General features: G+C 33.3%; 15 protein-coding genes and 5 pseudogenes. All 20 read right to left on the minus strand.

The window, feature by feature from the left end; translation table 11 throughout:
- Positions 1–12 precede the first annotated feature (12 nt).
- Positions 13–1227 carry a hypothetical protein gene (locus tag IPJ23_17185; GenBank protein ID MBK7632403.1) on the minus strand — a complete coding sequence of 405 codons (1215 nt, stop codon included), beginning with the start codon at positions 1225–1227 and terminating at the stop codon, positions 13–15.
- Positions 1228–1497: 270 nt separating this feature from the next.
- Positions 1498–1791: a hypothetical protein gene (locus tag IPJ23_17190; GenBank protein MBK7632404.1), complete on the minus strand. Its 294-nt coding sequence runs from the start codon at positions 1789–1791 to the stop codon at positions 1498–1500.
- A 285-nt stretch (positions 1792–2076) separates the two neighbouring features.
- Positions 2077–6087, minus strand: a complete 4011-nt coding sequence (locus tag IPJ23_17195) for a PAS domain S-box protein (GenBank protein MBK7632405.1) — start codon at positions 6085–6087, stop codon at positions 2077–2079.
- Positions 6080–6817, minus strand: a complete 738-nt coding sequence (locus tag IPJ23_17200; protein ID MBK7632406.1) for a hypothetical protein — start codon at positions 6815–6817, stop codon at positions 6080–6082. The genes IPJ23_17195 and IPJ23_17200 overlap by 8 nt, the downstream gene beginning before the upstream one ends.
- Positions 6818–7062: 245 nt before the next feature.
- Complete coding sequence (locus IPJ23_17205; GenBank protein ID MBK7632407.1) at positions 7063–9093, minus strand: HAMP domain-containing protein; 2031 nt, start codon at positions 9091–9093, stop codon at positions 7063–7065.
- Between the two features lie 95 nt (positions 9094–9188).
- Positions 9189–9672, minus strand: a pseudogene (locus tag IPJ23_17210) (purine-binding chemotaxis protein CheW).
- 294 nt (positions 9673–9966) lie between these two features.
- Positions 9967–11172: a HAMP domain-containing protein gene (locus tag IPJ23_17215; GenBank protein ID MBK7632408.1), complete on the minus strand. Its 1206-nt coding sequence runs from the start codon at positions 11170–11172 to the stop codon at positions 9967–9969.
- Positions 11169–11441 carry a PAS domain-containing protein gene (locus IPJ23_17220; protein MBK7632409.1) on the minus strand — a complete coding sequence of 91 codons (273 nt, stop codon included), beginning with the start codon at positions 11439–11441 and terminating at the stop codon, positions 11169–11171. Before IPJ23_17220 ends, IPJ23_17215 begins: the two co-directional genes overlap by 4 nt.
- Before the next feature lie 101 nt (positions 11442–11542).
- Positions 11543–11743 carry a hypothetical protein gene (locus IPJ23_17225; GenBank protein ID MBK7632410.1) on the minus strand — a complete coding sequence of 67 codons (201 nt, stop codon included), beginning with the start codon at positions 11741–11743 and terminating at the stop codon, positions 11543–11545.
- A 414-nt stretch (positions 11744–12157) separates the two neighbouring features.
- A complete protein-coding gene (locus IPJ23_17230; GenBank protein MBK7632411.1) occupies positions 12158–12967 on the minus strand; it encodes a transporter in 810 nt (269 codons plus the stop codon).
- Between the two features lie 33 nt (positions 12968–13000).
- Positions 13001–13488: pseudogene (locus tag IPJ23_17235) on the minus strand (chemotaxis protein CheW).
- Positions 13489–13764: 276 nt separating this feature from the next.
- Positions 13765–15169 (minus strand): annotated as a pseudogene (locus IPJ23_17240) (sigma-54-dependent Fis family transcriptional regulator).
- Positions 15170–15460: 291 nt separating this feature from the next.
- Positions 15461–15868 (minus strand): hypothetical protein, encoded by a 408-nt coding sequence (locus IPJ23_17245; protein ID MBK7632412.1) that lies wholly within the window; start codon positions 15866–15868, stop codon positions 15461–15463.
- Between the two features lie 676 nt (positions 15869–16544).
- Positions 16545–18325: pseudogene (fliD, locus tag IPJ23_17250) on the minus strand (flagellar filament capping protein FliD).
- Positions 18326–18333: 8 nt separating this feature from the next.
- Entirely contained in the window at positions 18334–18666 is a 333-nt protein-coding gene (locus IPJ23_17255; GenBank protein ID MBK7632413.1) for a flagellar protein FliS, read from the minus strand.
- Positions 18667–18744: 78 nt separating this feature from the next.
- Entirely contained in the window at positions 18745–18978 is a 234-nt protein-coding gene (locus IPJ23_17260) for a hypothetical protein (GenBank protein ID MBK7632414.1), read from the minus strand.
- Between the two features lie 83 nt (positions 18979–19061).
- Positions 19062–19394 carry a hypothetical protein gene (locus IPJ23_17265; GenBank protein ID MBK7632415.1) on the minus strand — a complete coding sequence of 111 codons (333 nt, stop codon included), beginning with the start codon at positions 19392–19394 and terminating at the stop codon, positions 19062–19064.
- Positions 19395–20736: 1342 nt separating this feature from the next.
- A pseudogene (locus tag IPJ23_17270) lies at positions 20737–21208 on the minus strand (glycosyltransferase family 2 protein).
- Between the two features lie 736 nt (positions 21209–21944).
- Complete coding sequence (locus IPJ23_17275; protein ID MBK7632416.1) at positions 21945–22115, minus strand: hypothetical protein; 171 nt, start codon at positions 22113–22115, stop codon at positions 21945–21947.
- On the minus strand, positions 22099–23746 hold a 1648-nt coding region (locus IPJ23_17280), incomplete at its 5' end, for a glycosyltransferase (GenBank protein MBK7632417.1). The genes IPJ23_17275 and IPJ23_17280, both read right to left, overlap by 17 nt.

Here is a 23746-nt window from a genome sequence, read left to right on the forward strand (position 1 = left end):
ATCTAATCCTAATTAAAAGAAATAATAAGTTGCAAATAATCCCCTTACATTTGTCTGTGATTTAGTATTGGAAACTTTTAGATTGTTATCAACTTGGCCATAAGCAGCTTGTGTTACGTCTAGTTCAAAAGCAAAACGTACTTTACTAAAATTAATAACCACTCTCGGTGATACCCTTAAAATTGCATCAATGTTTGATATTCTAGCATAAACACTTCCCGTAACCGGGTCTTCTGAACCAAGATTTTTTGTAAACCCTGCAAACAAACCAAATTGAGTTTCTTTACCGTACGAAACATCTACCCATGCGGCAACTACTTTGGATTGCGTGTAGTTCTCAATTCCTGTTGAAGTATCAACTGCGGTAACTGCATATCCACCAAGCATTAAAAGATCTGTTAAATTTTGTCCGTAAGTTCCTTCTGCTATAAAAGTAAACTGATCTTGTACAAATTTTGCATACAAGATTGCCGCATAGCTTGAAACGGTTTCATCGGTTTTTATGTTTTTAGCTGTTACAATTCTTGGAGTTAAGGTTTTATAATCTACACCTGCACCTGTTAAAAAATTCTCAGATTTATATTGAAGCTGAAGATGTGCAGATGGAATAACTGAGTTTCTTAAATAAGTCGAACTAAATCCTGCCGGACCATTGCTTGTAAAATCTCTTTGAGTGAGTAGTACTGCAATTAAATTTACATTACCAAACTTTTGAGTTAATCTAATCTGCGGATTTCTAGAAAAAGGTTGGAATGGTGATCCTGTGTTGAATGAGACTACTTGCGGAAAAGCTTCAGTAACAAACATTGGATGCCAGGTTTGACCAAGTAATAAAGATGTTTTTTCCCAGTTTAATGTTACAAAAGCATGGCGCAATCTAAATCCGTTTACATCCGCATCTGATGTTCCAAAAAATTCACCTTCTAACATTCCACCTGATTTAGCGCCAAGTACTTCTGGTCCTGTAAACTTAGCTGTTACTCTGGATTGAATTGATAATGCATTAAAACTTGAATGTGCATTTATATCTTCAGCATTCGCATCAAGAGATTCATTTAGTGGATAGAGTAGAAAGTGTCCTTCTCTAAATGTTGCAACTTGCCTGGAATCAAAAAAGAAATCGCTTTTTACAAAACCAGATATTTTTACATCAGAACTATTTTCATTTGAATTTTGAGATATACCTGTCGCACAAATGAAAATCCAAAGTAATAAATACTTTTTCATTTATAACCTTTCATTGAATTAAGAGAACGATTTACGCCAGACGAGTATTAACGGCTTGTGGAAAACTCATTAATGGCTAACTTTTGCTACTTAACAAATAATCGAAGATAATTGTTATTTGTTTATAGTGGATGGAATGATTTTTTTTTAATAATTGTCCTAAAAAAGGGCCGCCTTAGCAAACCCTTTTAGTGTGTGTAAAAATTGTCCCCCAATTTTTTTTATTTTTATTATAAAGGGAGCCTCCCCTTGGCTACCTTTATTAAATTATTAAATGTGAATCAATTTTCCGTTTGTACGTACTGCATATTTTTCTTCCAACTTAAATTGTGCAATTAACTCTTGCAGATTTAATGTTAACCTGTTCAAGTCCTCTGATGCGTGCGCTATTTGTTGTATACCGCCTGCCGTTTCCTGAGTTACCTGATTAATTAATTCGATATTTTTTCCAATCTGCTCAGAAGCACTTGATTGTTCTTCGCTTGCAGCGGCAACTAACAAAATAGGATAAACGAAAAGCGCTCTATCGTGGATTCCATTTTCAGTTATTATAACTGAAAGCAAAAAGCCTAATGCACTGTAAAATAAAACATTTATTGAGAAAGTTATTATGCTATTTTTAGGCAGATATATTGAAAACAAAATAGATACAATGAAAGAGTATAACCGGTAGTTCTCAAGTGTAAACCCAAATAATAAGTTATTGATTAGAGAAAGAATACCAAGAATAAAGATTGCAAATGATATAGTCCCGAGCAGAATTATTCTTCTGCTGGTATACTGATCAGCAGGTAATGGAGAAAGAATGATCTTTTATTGTGCTAAAAATTTCTTGCATTGATATCTTTTTCAAACAATTATTTCATTCAGAAGTTTTTTCAGTTCATTTGATGAAAATGGTTTTGAGATATAATGTGTAAATCCTTTAGCTAAAAATTCTTTTTTATCCGTTTCTGAGGCATATGCTGTTACTGCTATAAAAGGTTTATTCTTATATTCTGATCGCTGTCGGATTTTCTGCATAAGTTCAACACCATCCATTCCTTTACCTAAATTAATATCAAGCATCAGGATATCGTAAATGTTTTTTTCTGCAAATTCGATAGCTAAAGCTGCATTAACCGCGGTATCAATCTGGCCTTCTGATTTTAGCACAATATTAACATATTGAAGTGAAACTAAATCATCTTCAACGTAAAGGATCTTTGGTTTGTTCTTAGAACGATGGACTTTTATTTGAGATTTTGATTCCGTAGATTTCTCTAAAATTAATTCAGTTTCATTTTCAACTTTGTTAATAGGAATTGTTATCGTAAAGGTAGTGCCAATACCCTCTTCACTTTCAAGATAAATCTCGCCGCCAAGAGTTTTAATATATTTTTTAGATATTGTCAGACCAAGTCCTGTGCCTTCAAACGAGCGACTAAAACCTTCACTTGCCTGACGAAATTCGTGCCACACAATATCCTGCTTTTCTTTAGGTATACCGATCCCAGTATCTTTTACTTTAATAATCAAATGCTTGCTATCAGACTCAGTCGACACATCAATACTCAAAGTAATTGAGCCATTTTCAGTAAACTTAATTGCATTGCTAACAAGATTATTTAAAACGTCTTCCAATATTTTTGGATCGGTATTTACAATGATCGATTGAGCACTACAAATTGCATTAATGGTTGTACTTTTTAGCTGGGCAGAAGTTGAATATAGAACAATGATACCACTTATCAGTTTACAGATATCAAAATTCTGAGTTTTTATTTCAAGATTATCAAACTCTATTCTTGTAACATTTAAAATTTTATTTAAGGTATCAGTTAATCTTTTGGATGATCTAAGAATTTGATGAGCCATTTCTTTTTCTTCAGGATTTTGAAGTGATTCAGAAAGTAATTCAGAATATCCTAAAATTCCTACAAATGGAGTGCGCAGTTCATGGCTCATATTTGCAAAGAAGTACGATTTTATTTTATTCATCTCCTCTGCTTTTTGTTTAGCCTCAATCAGATCAGATAGTAATTTTTTACGTTCAGTAATATCTTCTTTAACTGCTAGATAATTTAAAATCTTACCTTCCTCATTAATAATTGGGCTTATAAATGCGTGCTCCCAGTAAACCTCACCATTTTTCTTTTTATTTAAAAATTCTCCTCGCCATTCACGGCCTGAATTGATTGTCTTCCATAAAGTTTTATATTGTTCATCTGATGTGTGCCCTGATTTCAATATTTTGGGGTTTACACCTCTAACCTCATCAAAAGTGTAGCCGGTAATTTCAGTAAACTTAGGATTAACGTATTCAATACTGCCTTTTGTATCAGTAATTAAGATTATAGCTGGACTTTGTTCGACTGCACGCGAAAGTTTCCTCACTTCAAGTTCAGCCATTTTTCTTTCTGTTACATCAACTACTTGAGAAATAAAGAACTGTGGCTTATTGTTTGCATCTCTGACTAAAGATATTGAAATGTATCCCCAAATAACTTTGTTTTCTTTAGTAATATAACGTTTTTCAAATGATAAATTCTTTATTTTATCATCAAGCAGTTGATCCCTAATAAAATTACTTTGTCTAATATCATCTGGATGAGTAATATCCTTAAAAGTTAATTTTTTAATTTCATTCTCAGAATATTTGACCATATTTAAAAACGCATTATTTGCTTTCTGAAATTTGCCATCACGTCCCAGGATTGTTATTCCAGCAGCAGAATAGTCAAAAGCATGTCTGAATTTTTCTTCGCTTTCTTTTAGATAATCTTCAGCTATTTTTCGGTCGGTTATATTGTGTTGCACGGTAAAAAGTAAAACCGGCTGCTCTGGAATCTTCAAGTATACCATAGCCGAGTCAGAATATATAACCTTGTTGTTCCAGAATTTTAAACGATATTCTTTTCTGCCAGCAGAAGATTTTAATCTAAAATTTTCTAGATATTTAATTCTGGCATTTTCTCTATCCTCTTCCGGGAATACAACTGTAAAATTATATCCTTCAAGTTCTTCGCGTTTTTTGTTTACCAGATTACAATAAGCATTATTTACAAACAAGACTTTTCCTCTTTCATCGGTAATCCTCATCGCATCAAGAGCATTTTCCCAGATATATTTAAATCTTTGTTCTGAATTAAATAAAACGTTTTGAGCAATTTTTCTATCAGTAATATCCTGGATAGTTCCAAACATTTTAACCGGATTATCGTTTAAATCCAACTCAAGATTTCCTAAACCATAAACCCATAAAACCTTTTTATCAGATTGCCTTACAATCCGATATTCTTTCTTAAAGCTATTCTTAGACTTAATAACATACTCACTAAAATATTGGATTATATTTGTACGATCATCAGGAAAAACCAGTCCGATCCAGCCTTGATAATCGTGCGGATAGTTCCCATCTATTCCAAATAATTCATCAAGCGCCTGAGAAGCATTCCACAAACCTGATTGAATATCAAAATCATAATGACCCAGTTTAGCAACCCTTTGGGATTCTCTTAACTTTGCTTCACTTTCTTGAAGCTTATTTTCATATTTGATTCTTTCTGTAACATCCCTGGCAATAATTACAACGCCTTTAACAAACTTATTGGATAACAAGTTTACGCCTATGGATTCTAGGTAAATATAATTGCCTGATTTCTGCCGCGTTCTGAAAAGAGTTGGCTTGCCCGTATTAATTAATTTAATAACCTTCTTAAACTCCCCTGTCATCTTGGGAACATCATCGGGATGAATAAAATCAAACGCTGATTTACCAAGCAATTCATTTTCACTATATCCAAGTATTTCTAACGAAGATGGACTTATGAAGGACATTCTTCCCTTTACATCCGCAATAAAAATCATATCTCTTAAACCCTGGATAATAGAACTGAATTTTTCCTCGCTCGCCTTAACAGACTCTTCCGCCAGCCTGAGATTTGATATATCAACCAGAATTCCTCTTAAGCCGCTTACTTTCCCATTCTCTTCAAAATAAGTTGTATAGATTATTGAGGAAAAGGAACTGCCATCCTTTTTGATTCCCCTATATTCATTTCCCTTAACTATTTCTCGATTAAAAATTTTCTTAATGTTTAGGCCTGCTTTTAATCTATCATCCGGATGAATAAACCCTAAAACATTTATCCCCCTCTCAATATCTTCTCTCGTATAACCAAACAGAGCATACCCATTCTGGTTTGCATAAGTTAACTTTCCTGTTAGATCGCATTCAAATAATGTCTGGGGCAAAAGTTCTGCCATTTCTCTAAACTTTTTTTCGCTCGCTATAATTTTATTTGCCATCGTATTTAAAGCGAAACCCAAATTTTTTATTTCATCTGTAAGAATATTTGTATCCACTCTAATATCATACTTGCCGGCTGAAATACTTTCAATTGTTCGTCTTATATTTGTTAATGGAGCTTTAATCAACAAATGAATTATTCCAATTAACCCGATAGAAATAATTGCTAATCCTATAAAAAGTTTTTTATGAAGTTCCTGTGTGAGGTTTTCTAACATACTTGTAACTTTAGCAGGATCTGAAATGGAAACTATAATCAATCTTTTACTCTGATACTCAATCGATAAATACGCAAAACTACTTTCGCTGTTAAAATCTATAAGCTTGCCGTTTTTTCTAGTCAATATTGTTTCAATAATACGCTTAGGAAAATCTTTTGCTGCTAAAGTGCCGATTTTAGTTGTATCTGAAATAAAAATATAGCTGCCATTATTATCAATAATAAATATTTCACCCTTTACATTCTGGTTAACACGGCTGATAAATTCATTAGCTTCATAGGGCTTGATATTCGGCAGATTACGTTTAATTTCACTGATAATAGATTCTCTTGTGTTTGCTTCATTCAACAAAAGTGAATTTGTAAAATCTTTTAACCGAAATACCAATCAGAAGTATCGGGAAAATTGCAAGCAGCAAAAACCAAATAAGCAATCTAACTGCAAGTGAGTTTTTAAAGTGGAGCTTTTCAAGTGATGCTGAGCCTATTATCTTAAATGGCTTTAATGATAATGCCTTACCCCATCTTGGTTTTCTAAAATTTTCCGGCAGCGCTATAAGTATTAGTGATGTAAATATCGAAGTGAATACAAATTCCGGAAACCAACCTTTAAACAATTCAATAGTATCTTTTAACCCAAAAGTTCCGTGCTGGTCTGGAACCAGATTGTTAAAAAACTCAGGATTAACGAAAAATGTGGTAATAAAAACCGGGAGGTAAAAAACATAGTAATAAAGAAATATCCCAAACACCCAGCCAGCAATCAGGTAAGGCATTTTAAGTTTTTCATAAACAAATTTTTTATAGTAAATGGATAGAAGCACAGCAGATACGATGTGTTGAACTATAATATATACTAGAATTTCCGAGTTAGGGTCATAAAGGCAAGTGATAATTCCAGTTAATGCTCCACCTACGGGACCAAAAAGCGCAGCCGAAATAGTTACAAAAATTTCACGTAAATCAGTTAGTAGATTTGTTCCGGGTAAAACAAAAAAAACCTCGTTATATACGAGAAAAAATCCGAGCAATCCAAGAAGAATTGAAATAGTTAGATTTCTTAGACTTACAAGATTCATGTTAAAAATATCTTCAGATCAAAAGAATATTAATGGAATCAACTAGTTAAATATCTAACAATACTAGCACACAGACCGGCATATATTTTTAGATTCAAATTGAATTGCCGGGTCTTTATACTTTATCAAAGATAAATCAAGTAACTATTCAATGCAAGAACACATATGAAGTATTTTGATTATTTGCTGAACCAAAGTCATATTTAATTGTACCCAAATTTAACTGAATCCGATTACTTTATTAATTAAGCTTCCGTGTGTATCAGTTTACCATTTTGTCTTACTGAATATTTGCTTCCACTTTGATCTACCTTAAATTGTGCAATTAACTCTTGCAGATTCAATGTTAATCTGTTTAAATCCTCAGATGCGTGTGCTATTTGCTGTATTCCGCTTGCACTTTCCTGCGTTACACTGCTTATCGATTCTATGTTCTTGCTTATTTGCTCTGATGCACTGGATTGTTCTTCACTTGCTGCTGCTACCTGGGTTACGATATCTACTACCTGCTCTGCTCCGTGAATAATCTCTTGTAACGATTTTCCAGCTTTTTCTGCCAATGCTTTTCCTGCTTCTACTTCTTCGGTTCCCTGCTGCATTGATTCTACTGCTCCGCTAGTATCCTTCTGGATCTGCTTTATCATTGTTGCAATTTCTTTGGTCGCTTTGGTTGTGCGTTCTGCTAGTTTTCTTACTTCATCTGCTACTACTGCAAATCCTCTGCCCTGTTCACCTGCTCTTGCTGCTTCTATTGCCGCATTTAAGGCTAACAGATTTGTCTGATCTGCGATGTCATCAATAACCTGAACAATTTCACCAATCTGATCGCTGCTCTTGCCAAGTTCTTGAACTGTTTCTGCCGATTTTCTTACTACTTCAGCTATTCTATTCATTCCGTGGATTGTTTCTTCAACTACGCGTCCGCCTTCTTTTGCTGATTTACCTGCATTCTTACTTGCTTCTGTTGCCTGACCGGTATTCTTTGTGGTTTCATAGATCGTCTTTGTCATCTGTTCTACTGCACCGGCTACTTCCATTGCTTGTGAGCTTTGTTCCTGTGCACCTGCCGCCATTTCTTCAGTACTTGAACTTATCTGATTTGCTGCACTGGCTGTGGCTTGTACGGCTTCCGTTATTTGGCCGATTAAATTTGAAAGTGATTGACCAACTTTATTTATATCATTTTTAAGTAGTTGATGTTCACCTTTGTAATCACTAACAACTCTGGTTGTAAAATCTCCTTTGGCATAATTTGCCAGAACTTGAGAACCTTCTCTTATAGGTTCTGTTAGATAATCAAAAGTGGAACTAAATCCCTGTATTATTTTCCCAAAGATTCCAGGATGTTTTGATTTATCAGTTCTATCAGAAAGATTACCTTCTTCTGCTGCAACTGAAAGTTTTTTAGAATCTTCCGATAGTAGTGTAAGTGAATCTTTTATTTGTTGAATAGATTTACCAAGTACATCTTCATCTGATAGAATTGTTACATTCGTTTCAATATTTCCTTTTGCAAATTCATTTACCGTATTTGCTTGTGAAGAAAGATTTTTCTTCAAAGACTGAAGAGAGAATGCCATTTCACCAAATTCATCTTTGCGGAAACACGAAATTTCTGTATTTAAATTTCCATTTGATAAATCTCTTATCGAATCAATAAACTTAAACAGATCATTAAGAATATTTTTCTTAATTAAATAAACAATTAACCCCGAAACAAAGACTACTAAAAATATTATTATTAAAGCTCCATAAATTCTTTCTCCAACAATCGCAGAACGTGTTTGATCCAACGAATATCTAATACTCATTACAGCAAATACATCCCCTTCTTTTCCATCATGGCAATCTATACAAGAAGCATCAGCAGTTATTGGACTTATCGATCGAAAGACAGGGGAATTTTGAAAATCTTCTTCGCCATTAATTTCTTCATTGGATTTTGAAACCGCTTTTTCTTGTTCATCCAGCTTCTTTGCTTTATCAGAATCAATCAACTCTGTTGGTATAATCCTTAACTCTTTAATGTTCTTTATTGATTTCATTCTATCTATAAAAGGTTTAACATCAGTTACACCCTGAGACATTGAAAAATAAATTGCTTCCCTCATAGATTTATTCAACTCGTGAATACTATCATTTGCTGAAGCCATTTTTGATTTTTCTGAAACGATTAGAAAAACAAATAATCCAATACTTAATAGGCTAGTTATCCCGATAGCAACTGCAGTTGATATCCTCTTCGAAATAGATTTTTTTGTTGAAATAAATTTCATATTAATTTCCCATAATTAATAATTGATTTTAAGAACTCATTATTTTTTTATTCAGATTGCCAGAACAATAAATATTACTGCTCATATTTTTTTCTTTAAGCCGCTGTTTCTAAAACATTAAACTCAGATGTAGAAAGTATTTTTTCTAAATCAAGTAGTATTAATAATCTATCTTCAAGTTTGCCGATTGACGTGATGTAATCGGTATTCATTCCGCCAACCATTTCCGGTGGTGCTTCTGTAATGTTTTTAGGTATGCGTAAAACCTCACTTACTTCATCAACTATAAATCCTATTGTTTGTCCTTTAAGTTCTACTACAACTATACGTGTTTTTTCCGTGATCTTTTCTTGTCATCCCAAGTTTTACTCGAAGATCTATAACAGGAATAATTCTACCTCTAAGATTTATAACACCTTCTATAAAATCCGGAGTGTTTGGCACCTTGGTAATTTGAGACATTCTATTTATTTCCTGTACACTTAGAATATCCACACCAAATTCTTCGTCCCCAATCTTAAAACTTACAAGCTGTAGTAATTCTTCCTGGTCTCGTTTTGTTTCTTCACTACTTGCCAATTCTATCCTCTTATTTTTCTAATTAAACGTATTTATCCAACCCAAAATGTGTTCCAACTAAATTATCGAAGGTTTTTTAATTTTATTAAGTAGAAAAGTCATCTATTGCTTAAAATGATAGAAAATGGTGAAACCAAAAACTATTTGCGTTGAGACAAGTATATCAATATTAAGCGTTTGGTTAAAATTGTGCAGTCTGGATTTTGGGGACAATTATGAAGGTTAAATTTTTTTTGGGTTCAAAAAATCGTTCTCAATGAAAGGCAGCCTCCCCTGGCTGCCTTTATCTAATTACTAAACGTGTATCAATTTGCCGTTTGTGCGCACTGCATATTTTTCTTCTTTGCCATCCAGCTTAAACTGTGCAATTAATTCTTGCAAGTTTAATGTAAGTCTGTTTAAATCCTCAGATGCGTGTGCTATTTGCTGTATTCCGCTTGCACTTTCCTGCGTTACACTGCTTATCGATTCTATGTTCTTGCTTATTTGCTCTGATGCACTGGATTGTTCTTCACTTGCTGCTGCTACCTGGGTTACGATATCTACTACCTTCTCTGCTCCGTGATTAATCTCTTGCAGTGATTTTCCAGCTTTTTCTGCCAATGCTTTTCCTGCTTCTACTTCTTCGGTTCCCTGCTGCATTGATTCTACTGCTCCGCTAGTATCCTTCTGGATCTGCTTTATCATTGTTGCAATTTCTTTGGTCGCTTTGGTTGTGCGTTCTGCTAGTTTTCTTACTTCATCTGCTACTACTGCAAATCCTCTGCCCTGTTCACCTGCTCTTGCTGCTTCTATTGCCGCATTTAAGGCTAACAGATTTGTCTGATCTGCGATGTCATCAATAACCTGAACAATTTCACCAATCTGATCGCTGCTCTTGCCAAGTTCTTGAACTGTTTCTGCCGATTTTCTTACTACTTCAGCTATTCTATTCATTCCGTGGATTGTTTCTTCAACTACGCGTCCGCCTTCTTTTGCTGATTTACCTGCATTCTTACTTGCTTCTGTTGCCTGACCGGTATTCTTTGTGGTTTCATAGATCGTCTTTGTCATCTGTTCTACTGCACCGGCTACTTCTGTTGCTTGTGAGCTTTGTTCCTGTGCACCTGCTGCCATCTGTTCAGTTGAAGATGAGATTTCATTTGCTGCACTTGCTGTGGCTTGTACGGCTTCCGTTACTTTATAGATAATATTTCTTATGTTGCTTACAACTTGATTGAATCCTGTGAAAAGTTTTCCAATTTGATCGTTTTTTTCACTATGAAGTTCTACTGTTAAGTCTCCTGTTGCAAATTTATTCATTTCATTCAGCATTTCATCAACTTTATTTGATAAATAATTTTGAGCATTTTTAATTTCAGTTGTATCGGTAACAAACTCTAGTGCGCCAATAATATTTCCTGCTTTATCTTTAATTGGCGCACCGGTATACATAATTGGGAAAGTTTTACCATTAGGGTTTGCAATTGTTTCTTCAGTTTTGCTTATACCTTTACTCATTGCCTGGGCGCAGGAACATTTATCAGTCCCGCAATCTTTTGTTTAAAATTATCGTAACATTTTTGACCAATAAGTTGCTGTTGATCTTTACCTAATACACTTGCACCTGATTTATTCATGTACTTAATGCTGAAATCTTTGTTGATTATCATAACCGGAGTCGGCAGATTATCTAAGTATTGAATTTGCTCGGATATTTTCTCAATCATTTTGTTAAATGATTTTGCTAAAGACCCCAATTCATCATTGGCATCTAAAATTACTTCCACATTAACATCGCCGGCAGCAAATTTATCTGCAGCAGAAGTTATTTTAGTTAATGATTTACTAAGCCATTGTGAAATAAAAAGTGATATGGCTACGGATATAATTAATCCAAAAGTACAAAAACTATAGTAGTACTGACGCTAGAGGAAACCATATCTGCCATCTCCGTATTTGAAGTCGTGGTTTTCTCTTCGGTTATTTTTAATAATTCATCAATGTCCTTTATTAAAACTGAACAAGCATTATCAAATTCACCCATTTTCGAATCGCCTTCATCAGAACTAATCTTATAACCATCAAACATACTACGCCCCTTGTTAAACAATACTTCCATTTCATCAGATATGGAGCTTAATTTTGATACTATTTCAGGGTTTTCCTTTTTGTAGTTCTTTTAATTCTGATAAGTTATCCTTGGCTTTTTGAAATGATCGTTTGCCTCAGATATCGATGCATCATCTTTTACAAGACTAGCGTCTGTTAGATACTGCCAGATATTTAATACTTCTGTCTGCAAATCTTTAGCTAGATTTGATTTTTCTGAAGGGTTTGCATAGTAATTAAATCGGAACCAAACTCGTTCATTTTAAGAATTACGAAACCCGCAAACAAAGCAGTAATAAAAGTAATTGAAACAAAACTTAATAACATTTTGCCCCGGACTGAGAGATTTTTTAAGAATTGCATGAAAGTATTTTTCCTTTATATTAATAATTATTTAGTCAAATGTGATTGTAAAAGCCCCAAAGTAACCGAAACCATCTTCTTCATTTTTTCCGATTAGATCGTGCTGAAATCCGAAGGCAAACGAAAAATTCTGAGTTATATCATAAGTAACGCCCGGATAAAGGGAAAGTTTACTAGAACAAATTTCATTATCTATACAAGCATAACCGGCTACCTCAAAAACAAGTTGAAGGTTTTCTATTACTGAGTATCCCCATCCTAACCCTGCATAAATTTGATCAGTAAAATTACTTTTACCGAGAGCAGTGGTATAAACAAAAGCAATATCAAATGAATTGTTTTCATCTATATTATATGATAGCACCGGACCAAAAGAGGCTGTATAAAAATTTTCATTTTGAATAGATGAGTCTGCTATAAATTTATTTCCTGCCGGCAAAGAAGTTCCTCCGCTTAAAGCAAGACTAATATCATCACCAGCAATTATTAAGTATTTAGCTCCAAAATTAATTTCCTCGATACTTGATGAAATTGAAGTTCCAATTTCTAATTTATCGGTTAAACCGGAAGTCATACGAAAATCCAAAGACGAGGATGTATTATATCCATCTTGAGTAGCTGTTTTCCAACTTTCATTAAAAACATGGTTAGAATTCATAACAGAAAAGGCCGGCTCAAACTCAAATGTTCCTTCAGGTAGTATAGAGGCACTAAGTAGTGTAAGTTTATTTGCCGATACGCCTACTAATTGTGCAAACAAATCAGGGTACATTGGAGTTAGAAGGAATAATATAATTAATCTAACTCCAAATTGATTAAAACTTAAAAGTTTTTTAGACATTCGCTTCTTTCAAAAGTACGTATGTATTTTTCATTAAGCTGCAGTTTCCAGCACATTGAATTCTGATGTAGAAAGTATTTTCTCTAAATCAAGCAGTATTAAAAGTCTGTCTTCCAATTTTCCGATTGACGTGATGTAATCGGTATTCATTCCGCCAACCATTTCCGGTGGTGCTTCTGTAATGTTTTTAGGTATGCGTAAAACCTCACTTACTTCATCAACTATAAATCCTATTGTTTGTCCTTTAAGTTCTACTACAACTATACGTGTGTTTTTTTCCGTGATCTTTTCTTGTCATCCCAAGTTTTACTCGAAGATCTATAACAGGAATAATTCTACCTCTAAGATTTATAACACCTTCTATAAAATCCGGAGTGTTTGGCACCTTTGGTAATTTGAGACATTCTATTTATTTCCTGTACACTTAGAATATCCACACCAAATTCTTCGTCCCCAATCTTAAAACTTACAAGCTGTAGTAATTCTTCCTGATCTCGTTTTGTTTCTCCATTACTTGCCATTTTTTATCCTCTTATTTTTCTAATTAAACGTATTTATCCAACCCAAAATGTGTTCCAATTAGATTATCGAAAGTTTTAAGGATTTATTAAGTAAGAATGCGGGATTTTAAGCTGATTACAACTATAAGAGATATTAGAAACTATTATATAGAATATAGCAAGTCGCTATTATTAGGCTTTTGGCTAAAACTGTGCAGTGTTTAATTTGTATTGGGTTAACTAGAGATAGATGACACCTATGGAAAGATGCCATCTAAAGTAGTAAAAGTTAGGTAATCAACCAGATGGCGTTACTTTTCTCGTAACTTCAATTCCAAGTTGTTCCATTCTGTAGCGGAGTTTCGATCTCGAAAGACCAAGAACTTCTGCAGCTTTTACCTGGTTGCCGTTTGTAATATGTAATGTGTCTTCAATTAATTTTCTAAGTACGTGTTCGATTTTAATTCCTTTAGATGGAACTTTAAAACGAATTCATCTTTACCGGATTTAACACCCATTTGTCCTTGTGGAACCAAAAATTGGAAATGTCTGTCTTTGAGTTCATCATCCTCCAAAAAGAAGAGTAACACGCTCCATTACATTTCTCAGCTCTCGGATGTTTCCTTTCCAATAATAATCCTGTAAAATTTCTAAAGCAGTTGGCTCGATGCGTTTTATTTTTTATCAAACTTTTGCGAAAACTCATTTAGAAAAGCATAAGCAAGAACCGGAATATCTTCTTTTCGCTCCCGCAATGGTGGGATATTTATGTTGCCAACATTCAATCTATAGAAAAGATCTTCTCTAAAATTTCCTTTTTTAACTTCATCTTCAAGATTTTTGTTAGTTGCGGCAAGAACTCTAACATCAACGTTTACTTCTCTTTCACCGCCAACGCGATAAAATTTCTTTTCCTGTAAGACACGAAGTAATTTTACCTGTAAATCCTGTGAAAGTTCACCAATCTCATCCAATAAAATTGTTCCGCCGGATGCAAGCTCAAATTTTCCAAGTTTTGTCTTTTGCTGTGCGCCAGTAAATGCGCCTTTTTTCATGTCCAAATAATTCACTCTCTGCAAGCTCTCTAGGAATGGCCGACACGTTAATTTGTATAAAGGGTCCATTGGCACGCGGACTATTTTGATGTATGAATTTTGCAATCATTTCTTTACCGGTTCCGCTTTCACCATCAATAAGAATTGTGGTATCCACACTCTTTGCTAATTTTTCAACAGCGGAAAGTATTTTTTTGATTTTACTGCTCTTGCCAAAAAAATCTTTTGTAAGGATATCATCTTTAACCATTGCCTGAAGTTTATCTACCTCAGATTTAAGATTAATGTTCGAGAAAGCCTTTTCCACAATCATTTTAAGCTGATCTATATCAACAGGTTTAAGTAGAAAATCATACGCACCAATTTTCATCGCTTTTACAGCAATACTTACATCACTGTAACCAGTAATCATAATAACAGGGATATTAAAAAAACTGTTTTTGAAAATCTTTAAGTAGATCTAAACCGTTTACAGTTGTAAGATAAATATCCAATAAAATTAAATCCGGTTCAAAATCCTTAACCTTCTCAACAGCAGCTTCTCCATCAAGGCAGTATTCAACCTGGTATTCAAACTTTACTAAAACCCGGTGCAGTGTTCTGCAAACGAGCTCATCATCATCAATAATTAGTATTCTGTTGCTCATATTATTTTATCTTTTAAGTTAAATTTTATAAAGAACTTTGATCCCTGTTCGTAAGTACTCTTAAAATCAATTTCTGCATCAAACTCATTTAAAAGTTTTTACAAACACTAAGACCAAGTCCTGTTCCCTGTTTTTACTTGTATAAAAATCTTCAAATATTTTTTCTTTATGATCGTCTTTAATGCCGATACCATTATCCTCCACTTCCCAATAGACTACTTTTCACCATTACTATCATCCATATAAGATCTTACAAAAATAGTATTTCTGGAGTTTTCAGCTTCAATAGCATTAGTAATAAGATTTAAAACACCTGTAATAATTTATCTTTTGAAAATAAATAAATGGCAGATTGGGCTCCAGTTCAGTTTCAATATACATATTAATTCTGCAAGCATTACTTTGCATAATATTTACAGCTATTTGGGTTACATCATTAATAGAACATAATTCTGTTTCAAGATTATGTTTTTTAGAAAAGTCAGAAAAATTCTGAATAAGAAACATCATTCTATCTGTTGCTTCTGAACATGATTGAATACTTTCTGCAGCGTCATCAGAAATTTGTGAACGCATTGTTGAGAGATAATCTAAATTAAGTTTTAGTGCAAAGAGTGGATTTCTAATTTCGTGAACAAGACTTGCTGAAAGTTTACCAAGCAATTGAAGTTTATTATTGAGTATGTCTGTATTACTCATCTCATCCGCAAAATGAAACTGATAAACGAAAATTATTTGTTAGTAATATAAAATATTATATCTAATAAAAGAAGTATTACGAGAGGAAAATAGCAGATCGGTAGTAGCCCTTACTTACCGATCTCCTTCAAAATAGAGTCTGCAACTTTGCTAAGCACTTCATCAGAGTTATAAAAACCGCTGTCTATCTTCTTCTGGATTTCCGCTAAGTTTTTTGTTTCACTTGTACTTTGCATTGCTATTGCTTGTTTAGAAATTTCAATTTTGTCTTTTTAGTTACATCAGGTTTTTACCCGATGGTTTTTTAAACTTGTCATCACTTTGATAAATAGATGATAATACTTTTCTGATTTCCATAACCTTACCTATTGTAGATCGTTATTTTTTTTCTGGTTCTGATTAAGTTCTATTTCTTTCTGAACCACTTTGAGCTTATTAGCCCATTCTTTAGTTACATTATCGTACTTATCAGAAATATGTTTAGCCATTTGTACAATTTTTTTGATGGCCTGAAATTATTGATTTTTGAACCGTTTTGCAACTTTATTTCAGTTGCAGCTTTCATTTTTTGTTTCGCTGATGCAAATTTTTCATCAAAATTTTCTTCAGTTAAAGCGCTAAGATCCTCAAAACTTCGCCTAAAAGTTTTTCAACTTTCTCTATTTGATTGTATTGATTAATTACTGCTCCCATCTTTTTTGGAAAAAAGATCAGATCCAAATGAACCTGTTGAGGACAATAGCGAGCTAAGTTGAATTTGCAATTGGATATATCTATTTCTAAGCACTTCGGCATCTTTATCAATCTTTGTTCTGATTTTAGTTATCGAATCACCAAGGGTTTCCACGTTAGTATCAATTGTGTTTTTTCTATTTGTAAGATACCCTTTGTAACCTGTGTAGGGTGATAATTTATTATAAAGATTTGCAGCTATTCCTGAATCTGAAACAAAAGTTTGTTCAACTTCTTCCATATTATTTTCTAATGCATTGTTCAATTGATCTGAATCAGTAATCGAAAGACCAGTGGTGCTGTTAAATGTAATACCCATTTCTGTAAGTGAATTAATTGTTCCAGAACCCAATCCGCCGATAGGTGAATATGCGGTTGAACTTAGCAAACTTAGCAATGAGCTGCCCGAGGCATCACCCAAAAGCGCTCCTCTAATTCCGTCGCTTGAAGTAGTGTTTGTTTTTATATAATTGTAAACATCATTAAAAGAAGTTATAAACTCATCAATTTTTGTTTTTACAGAACTTACATCATTTGCAATATCAACGGTTACTTCATTTTCATCGATAGCCATTACAGATTTTAAATTTAAAGTTACTCCTGCAACAACATCAGTAATACTATTTGAGTTTCGTTCAATGTTTAAACCGTTAAAAGTTATTTTAGAATTTAGTAAAGATAAATTGTGAACATATCCGGCTGTATCCAATCCGTTTTCATTTTGTACGAATGCGGTTCTATTGCTTCCAAGATTTAAACCAAATTCACCAAGGATGCCACCAGATAAATCTGAAAGATCTTCAATCTTAAAACCGGCTCCGGAGTTTTTTGCAGTTAATGAAATTTGTGCTAAACCGTTTGAGGGAGAAAAAGAAGTTGCCGAAACAATTCCGGAAGCGCCTTTTCTTTATCAACAGCAATTCCAAGTTCAGAAAGCAGTGTGCCTGTATCACCATTAATAGAAACATATTTTGTTGAATCAGTTACAGTTAATTTTAATTGAACATTTGAACCATCAACAACTTTTTCTGCAGCTAATCCGGAAACATTATCTAACTGTGTTATAATGCTGTCAATTATCTCATCATAAGTCCCGGCGGAATAATCTATTGTTGTTTCAGTTCCATTCATATTAAAGTAAACGATCCTGCAGATAAAGTACTGCTGGAAACAGAATTGGATGTAACAACTGCTTTATCATTATTTATAGCTTTGGTAACAATGCTAGAAAGATCTTCAAAGGATATATTTCCATCAGTAAAATCACTTGCTTCAAGCGAGACTGAAACATTGCTTGTGAACTGCCCACCTTCACCATCACCACCTTTTATTGCAAAAGTATAAGTCCCTGGTGTTGTGATTGAGGAAAAATCTGCAGAGTTTTTATCTAAGGAAACAACTAAATCATTTTTGCAAGTTGATTTACGCGAAGAGCAAAAGCTCCTTTTTGAGCAGCAGTACTTGCACTTACCGTAACGGCTGTTGTGTTGCTTGAGGTTGCTTTTTTTTACTGCAAACGCAGATGAAGTTCCAGTTGCTTTTAATATAGACATTTTACTCTTGGAGTGCATCAACTTTTGTTAATAAGCCCGAGTAAATATTGGAGATACTTGTGTACTTTGTTTTACGTGTTTCAAGAGGTAAAATACGTTTTTGAGATTCATTGCTTGTGTAGCTATACACTAATGAATTTATCCCCGAAGTTGTTAAAAGATCATAAGCCATTGCAAAACCTATTTGTTTTCAATTGCTTTTATCCAGCTATCTCTTAGTTCGGATAATATTGTTGTAACTATTTCAAAATTTCCTTTTCGTGCCTGATCCTGGCAGAACTGATAAAGTTTTATCAAGTTTATTGCAAGATCTTTATAGCTTTCATCATCAAATCTTAGAAATCCTATTAACTCTTGAATTGCATTATTTGTTTTAATCATATCTTTCTTTTCGGCGTGAACAACGGCAAAATCAAAAACTTTAATTAAGAGTTGTTCAGGTGGAGCATTAAGAATCTGATTTGTTAGATAAGGATTAAGTTTACTTTTATTTAGCACAGCAGCTTGATACATTTTTTATTTTTCCCAGTTCTTTTAAAAATACCCCCGAAGAAATTTCCTCAGGGGAACACCCAGTTACTTATTTAAAGATTATCTAAATAAAGATAGAAGACTTTGTGGAGCTGCGTTAAGTGTACCTAACATTGCTGTCCCAATTTGTGTTCCTATCTGACCTTTAGTTGCATTCAATTGTTCCATTGCCATATCTGCATCGAACAGACTTGAAATCAATGCCGTGTTATTAGCAATTGAAGCTGTAAGATATTCTTCTCTTGACGCAAAAGTTTGACTGTAGTTACCAATGTAACCTAAAGCTGTTTTAATATCAGCTTGGAAATCAGTTACTGCTTGAGTTAATGATCCAGCATCACCAGCTTTTACCGCATCTAAGGCAGCTTGATTACTGGTTAGTCAACCTGTGCTCCGATGTTAATTACAGAAGATGAGGAACCGCCAGAACCAAATGATTGTGCAACACTTGCAAGAACATCTGTACCGTTAATCTTTGTGTTAGAAAGAATACTCTGAATTTCATCAGCGATAGCTTTAACGTCTTTTTGAAGACTTTCTTGACTCTTTAATGGGTCTTTTGCGTCTTCTTGTTTAGCAATGATCTGATTTAATTTGTCGTCAACAAGTATTAAAGCAGATTCAGCGGTTGATAACCAGTTCTTACCTGAAGAAATGTTATTCAACTGAGCTTTCATTTTCAAGTTACCTGCTTCTAATTCTTTTTCCAACTTTAAAACCAGAAGTATCGTCGCCTACACTGTTGATCTTTTCATTGTAGCAAGACGTAACTGTGCTTTGTTTGTTTGAGCACCTAACTTTTGAAAGTGCGTTGTATGCATTAAATGCATCAAGGTTGGTGTTAATTTGAAAAGTTTATGAGAGAACCTCCGTGTTATTTTAATCAAGCATCCTTGCTTGATTGTTTGTTAATGTTGTTTATTAAAAGAACCTTTTGTGTTCTGTTAGATTATCGTAGTCGGTAATAATTTGTTTAGAGGTTTTATAAATAATTTTTTATGCAGGTTGATATGATTCTGAGTTTTTTAGGATTGGATTGAGTTTTTCTTTCAATAAATCGATTTTTTGCTTGATTTGAGGCTTGTCTGAACAATTAGCTTGCAGGCTGTAAAAGCATTGGCTTACGCTCTCATAATCATTTTGTGTAATGTAAATAGAAATTAAATTGATGTAAACTGCAGGATCATTTTCAAATTGTAAAGATTTATTAAACAACTCAAGAGCTTTAAATGATCTGAATCGGTATAAATCTGTGCAAGGTTTTATAAAGAGTTGATGATTCTGGGAATACTTTTAGTAATACGTCAATCACATTAATAGTTGAGATTTCATCTTTACAATTTTTAATTATCTCAATTACAGTGCTTAAATGTTTTGGCTGAATAATTTTTTTAATAATTCGGAATCAAAATCTTTAACAGAATTTTTTATTAAAAGATTTTCAATCAACGATTGTACAATTTCCTTGTTGATGTTCTTATTGTTTGAAATAAAATCAGTTAAATCGATTAATAATTTTTCAGCATCATCTTTACAATTTAATTTTAGATGTAAATTTAATTGCCCGCAGATACAGATCAATTTGATCTAAAACATTTTCGCTTTCAAATTTTGATTTACATTAATAAACTTTTATTTGCATCTACTTCAAATTAAAATAAATTTAACGCTTCTCAAATATTATTGGCTCTTAAAAGATGAAATAAATAAGATAGCTAAGTTCTGGTTTTCTTTAGTTTTGTATAGGATTTTAATGCGAGTTCTAAGTGCGGTTTGCAATTCATTCCTTTCAAACTTAATCTGAGCTTTATAAAACAATGCTAAACTTCGATAATTAGTTGAAAGTGGGTTTACTTTTGATTAACCTGTTTAATCTAAGTTCAGCTTCATCAAATTTTTCTAATGAAATAAGTGTTTGATTAATTTAAACTATCATAGATATTTAATTTTATTTTTTCGTTAGATAAAAGCAGAGAAAGGTTTCGTTCTTTTTCTTTGTCAAACCATCATCATCAATTGCATAGCCGTGATGAGATGATTTCTATTTCAGAATCAATCAATGGAATTTATTTTTTTCAGAGAGTCAACTACTTGTTCGTGAACTTTACCCACAAACTCAACTCCCGGAAAATTTGCAAACAATCGCGGATATCTCATAACACTTCCATTTACATCGGAAGTGCCAATACTTTTAACGATGCAGTAAACTCCAGCAGGTGTGTGTGATTTATAACTTAGTAATTCATCTATACTATTTGGATCTAATTCTTCATCAGCATCAAGATATAGTATCCAGTTACCGATACATTTAGTTAAAGCAAAATTTCTCGCAGGGGAAAAAATCATTTACCCAATCAAAATGAAAAATCTTTGCATTAAAGGATTCAGCAATCTCTATTGTTTTATCGGATGAACCGGTATCAACGACAACAATCTCATCAACAACATTTTTAACTGAAGAAAGACATCTTGCAAGATGTTTTTCTTCATTCTTAACAATCATACTTAAACTAAGCCTTGACATCGGTTATTTTTCAGCTTCAATTGTTTCGACTTCAAGCTTCAAAAAAGAATTATGGTCTGATGGAAATGCCAAAATTTCGTTAACTGATTTTAATGCTTCTAATGCATTAACATTTTGGAGTTATTTTTATTGCCCACTCAAACATCGCCTTAGATTGCTCATACATTTCTGCGTGATAAAAACTTGCCCCAACCCAAAACATAGCTTTGAAGATGATGGATTAAGTTTTAAAGCTTCTTCAAAAAACGTATTTGCTTTTTCAAGATCTTTATGATCAAAGAAACATTTAGCACTAAGGAGTAGTAAATCTTCTTTGATATTATTGAATAAGCTTTATCTGATGAGTCATAATTTTCAATTGCCAATCCTAGTTCAGTTATAGCTAAATCAAATTCTTTATCCTTAATCATTTTTTTGAGCACGTTCAAATGATTTCTTAAATTCATCTTTATCTATAGAGAAAAATAAACTTCTGGAATGATTAAATGATTTTTGTTTGATCCAGATCTCATCAGGATCAGCATTCCATTTATTAACAAATATTTCCTGATTTGTTTTCAGTCTTTCGTTATATTGTTTTTCACCATCAGCCTTAAAACTTTTGAACCATAATGATGAATAAAAACATCCTGAGCAATAACGGTTTTATATCCTGCTAACTGAGCCCGCAAACAAAAATCATCATCCTCATAATTTCCCGGAGAAAATCGTTCATCAAGTCCACCTATTTTTTCTATTACTTCTGTTTAATCAGTGTACACAAAAATGCAACGCGTGGGAATTGCATTACTTTGTTTTTATTTTTTTCCTTTGCAGCTGATGCATAAAGATGCATCTCATCAATCGTTTTGTAATTAGCTTCTTTGTCTTTTTGAACTCCACTAACCTCATTACTGATTGGACCCACGATTCCAAATTTTAGGATCAGATTCAGCAACCTCAATCAATCTTTCAAGCCATCCTTCAGTTACCTGGGTGTCGTTGTTTAAAAGAATTATTGTTTCACCAATCACAGCATTTAATCCCTGGTTTACAGCTTCGGGAAATCCTGAATTTTTGTTGTTCGCGATCAATAGTATTTCAGGATAGTACTTGAATAGTTGTTGAGTCGTATCATCTGTAGAAGCATTATCAACTATAATTATTTCATGATTTACATTAGTAAACCTGCGAATGCTATCTAAACAGAGTTTTGTATAATGCCACTGATTATGAGTTACTACAATAATGCTTACCTCTGGAGGCTCAGGGAAATTTAAAGCCTTATCACTCTTAAATGCTGCTTTCGTATTGAAGTCCATCATGTACTGAATACGTTTTCTTAAAAGTTTACTTGAAAATTGTAAATCAATCAGTTGCTGTCCGTTCTTTGAATAATTTTCCCATTTTACTTTATCATTGTATAGTTCAATAACATGTTGAGCAAATGTTTCAGGGTCGTCAGCTATCAAAGCGTGTTCTGCGTGGTTGATTCCCATGCCTTCTACAGAGATTGATGTTGCAACCATTGGTAAACAATGTGATAAAGTTTCACAGACTTTACCTTTATAACCAGCCCCATATCTTAATGGAACAATTGATAATCTGCACTTAGCTAAATATGGTTTTATTTCAGGAACCCATCCGGTAACTATAATATCTTCTGCAGCATAATTTTTTATTTTTTCAGTAGGATTATTTCCGACTATATAGAATTTAATTTCGGGGAGTTGTTTTTTTATTATTGGGAAAATACTTTCAATAAAATATTTTACCGCATCTTCATTAGGGTTATGATTAAAATTTCCAACAAATAATAGATCACGCCTGTCTTCAAAAGGAATATTTAAATTAACAGCGTCGTGAACACCTGGCATAACCAAAACCGCTTTATCTTTTAAATATTTTTTTAGCTCTGTTCTATCCTGAAGAGTTACTGTTTTAACACAGTCCGCTTTTGCATAAACAGCCAGCTCACTTTTTTTAATTTTCTCTGCCTCTCTCATCAGGGAAGAATCTTTCAATAACCCAGCTCTTCTTTTTTCTCTTAAGAAGTGTATATCGACTGAATCAACAACAATTGGGACTGCAGGAATTTCTTTTTGTATCAGATCAATAAAATATCCTGCTATATTCCAGAATGCCAGATAAACTAAATCAAAACCTCTTTTCTTTAATTCAAGACTATCAATTAATGAAGTGAGTATAGGTTTTACCTGTGGTTCGTTTCGAAAACTCCACCACGATTCATAGTTGAACCAGATAAACTCCACACCTTTAGTTTTCATCTGATAGAAATACTCTTTGGCACTAGCATCCTTATAAGCTGTCCCTGAAAGAAATACATAGGTTACGTTATACCCAAGTTCAACCATTTGCATTAACATCTGGTAATGATCTTTTGCACCAGAAGCTCTATCGGGTAATGGCGGGATATCATCAATTATTAATATGCGTTTACCTTTATTTCTATTTGAAAAATGATAAATCATTTCCAGGTTGTTAGGATACTGTAATTTTAATTCTTCTTCCCATTTAGCTTTGAATTTTTCTGCATTA

It is taken from the genome of Ignavibacteriales bacterium, assembly GCA_016709765.1.
GTDB lineage: Bacteria > Bacteroidota > Ignavibacteria > Ignavibacteriales > Ignavibacteriaceae > IGN3.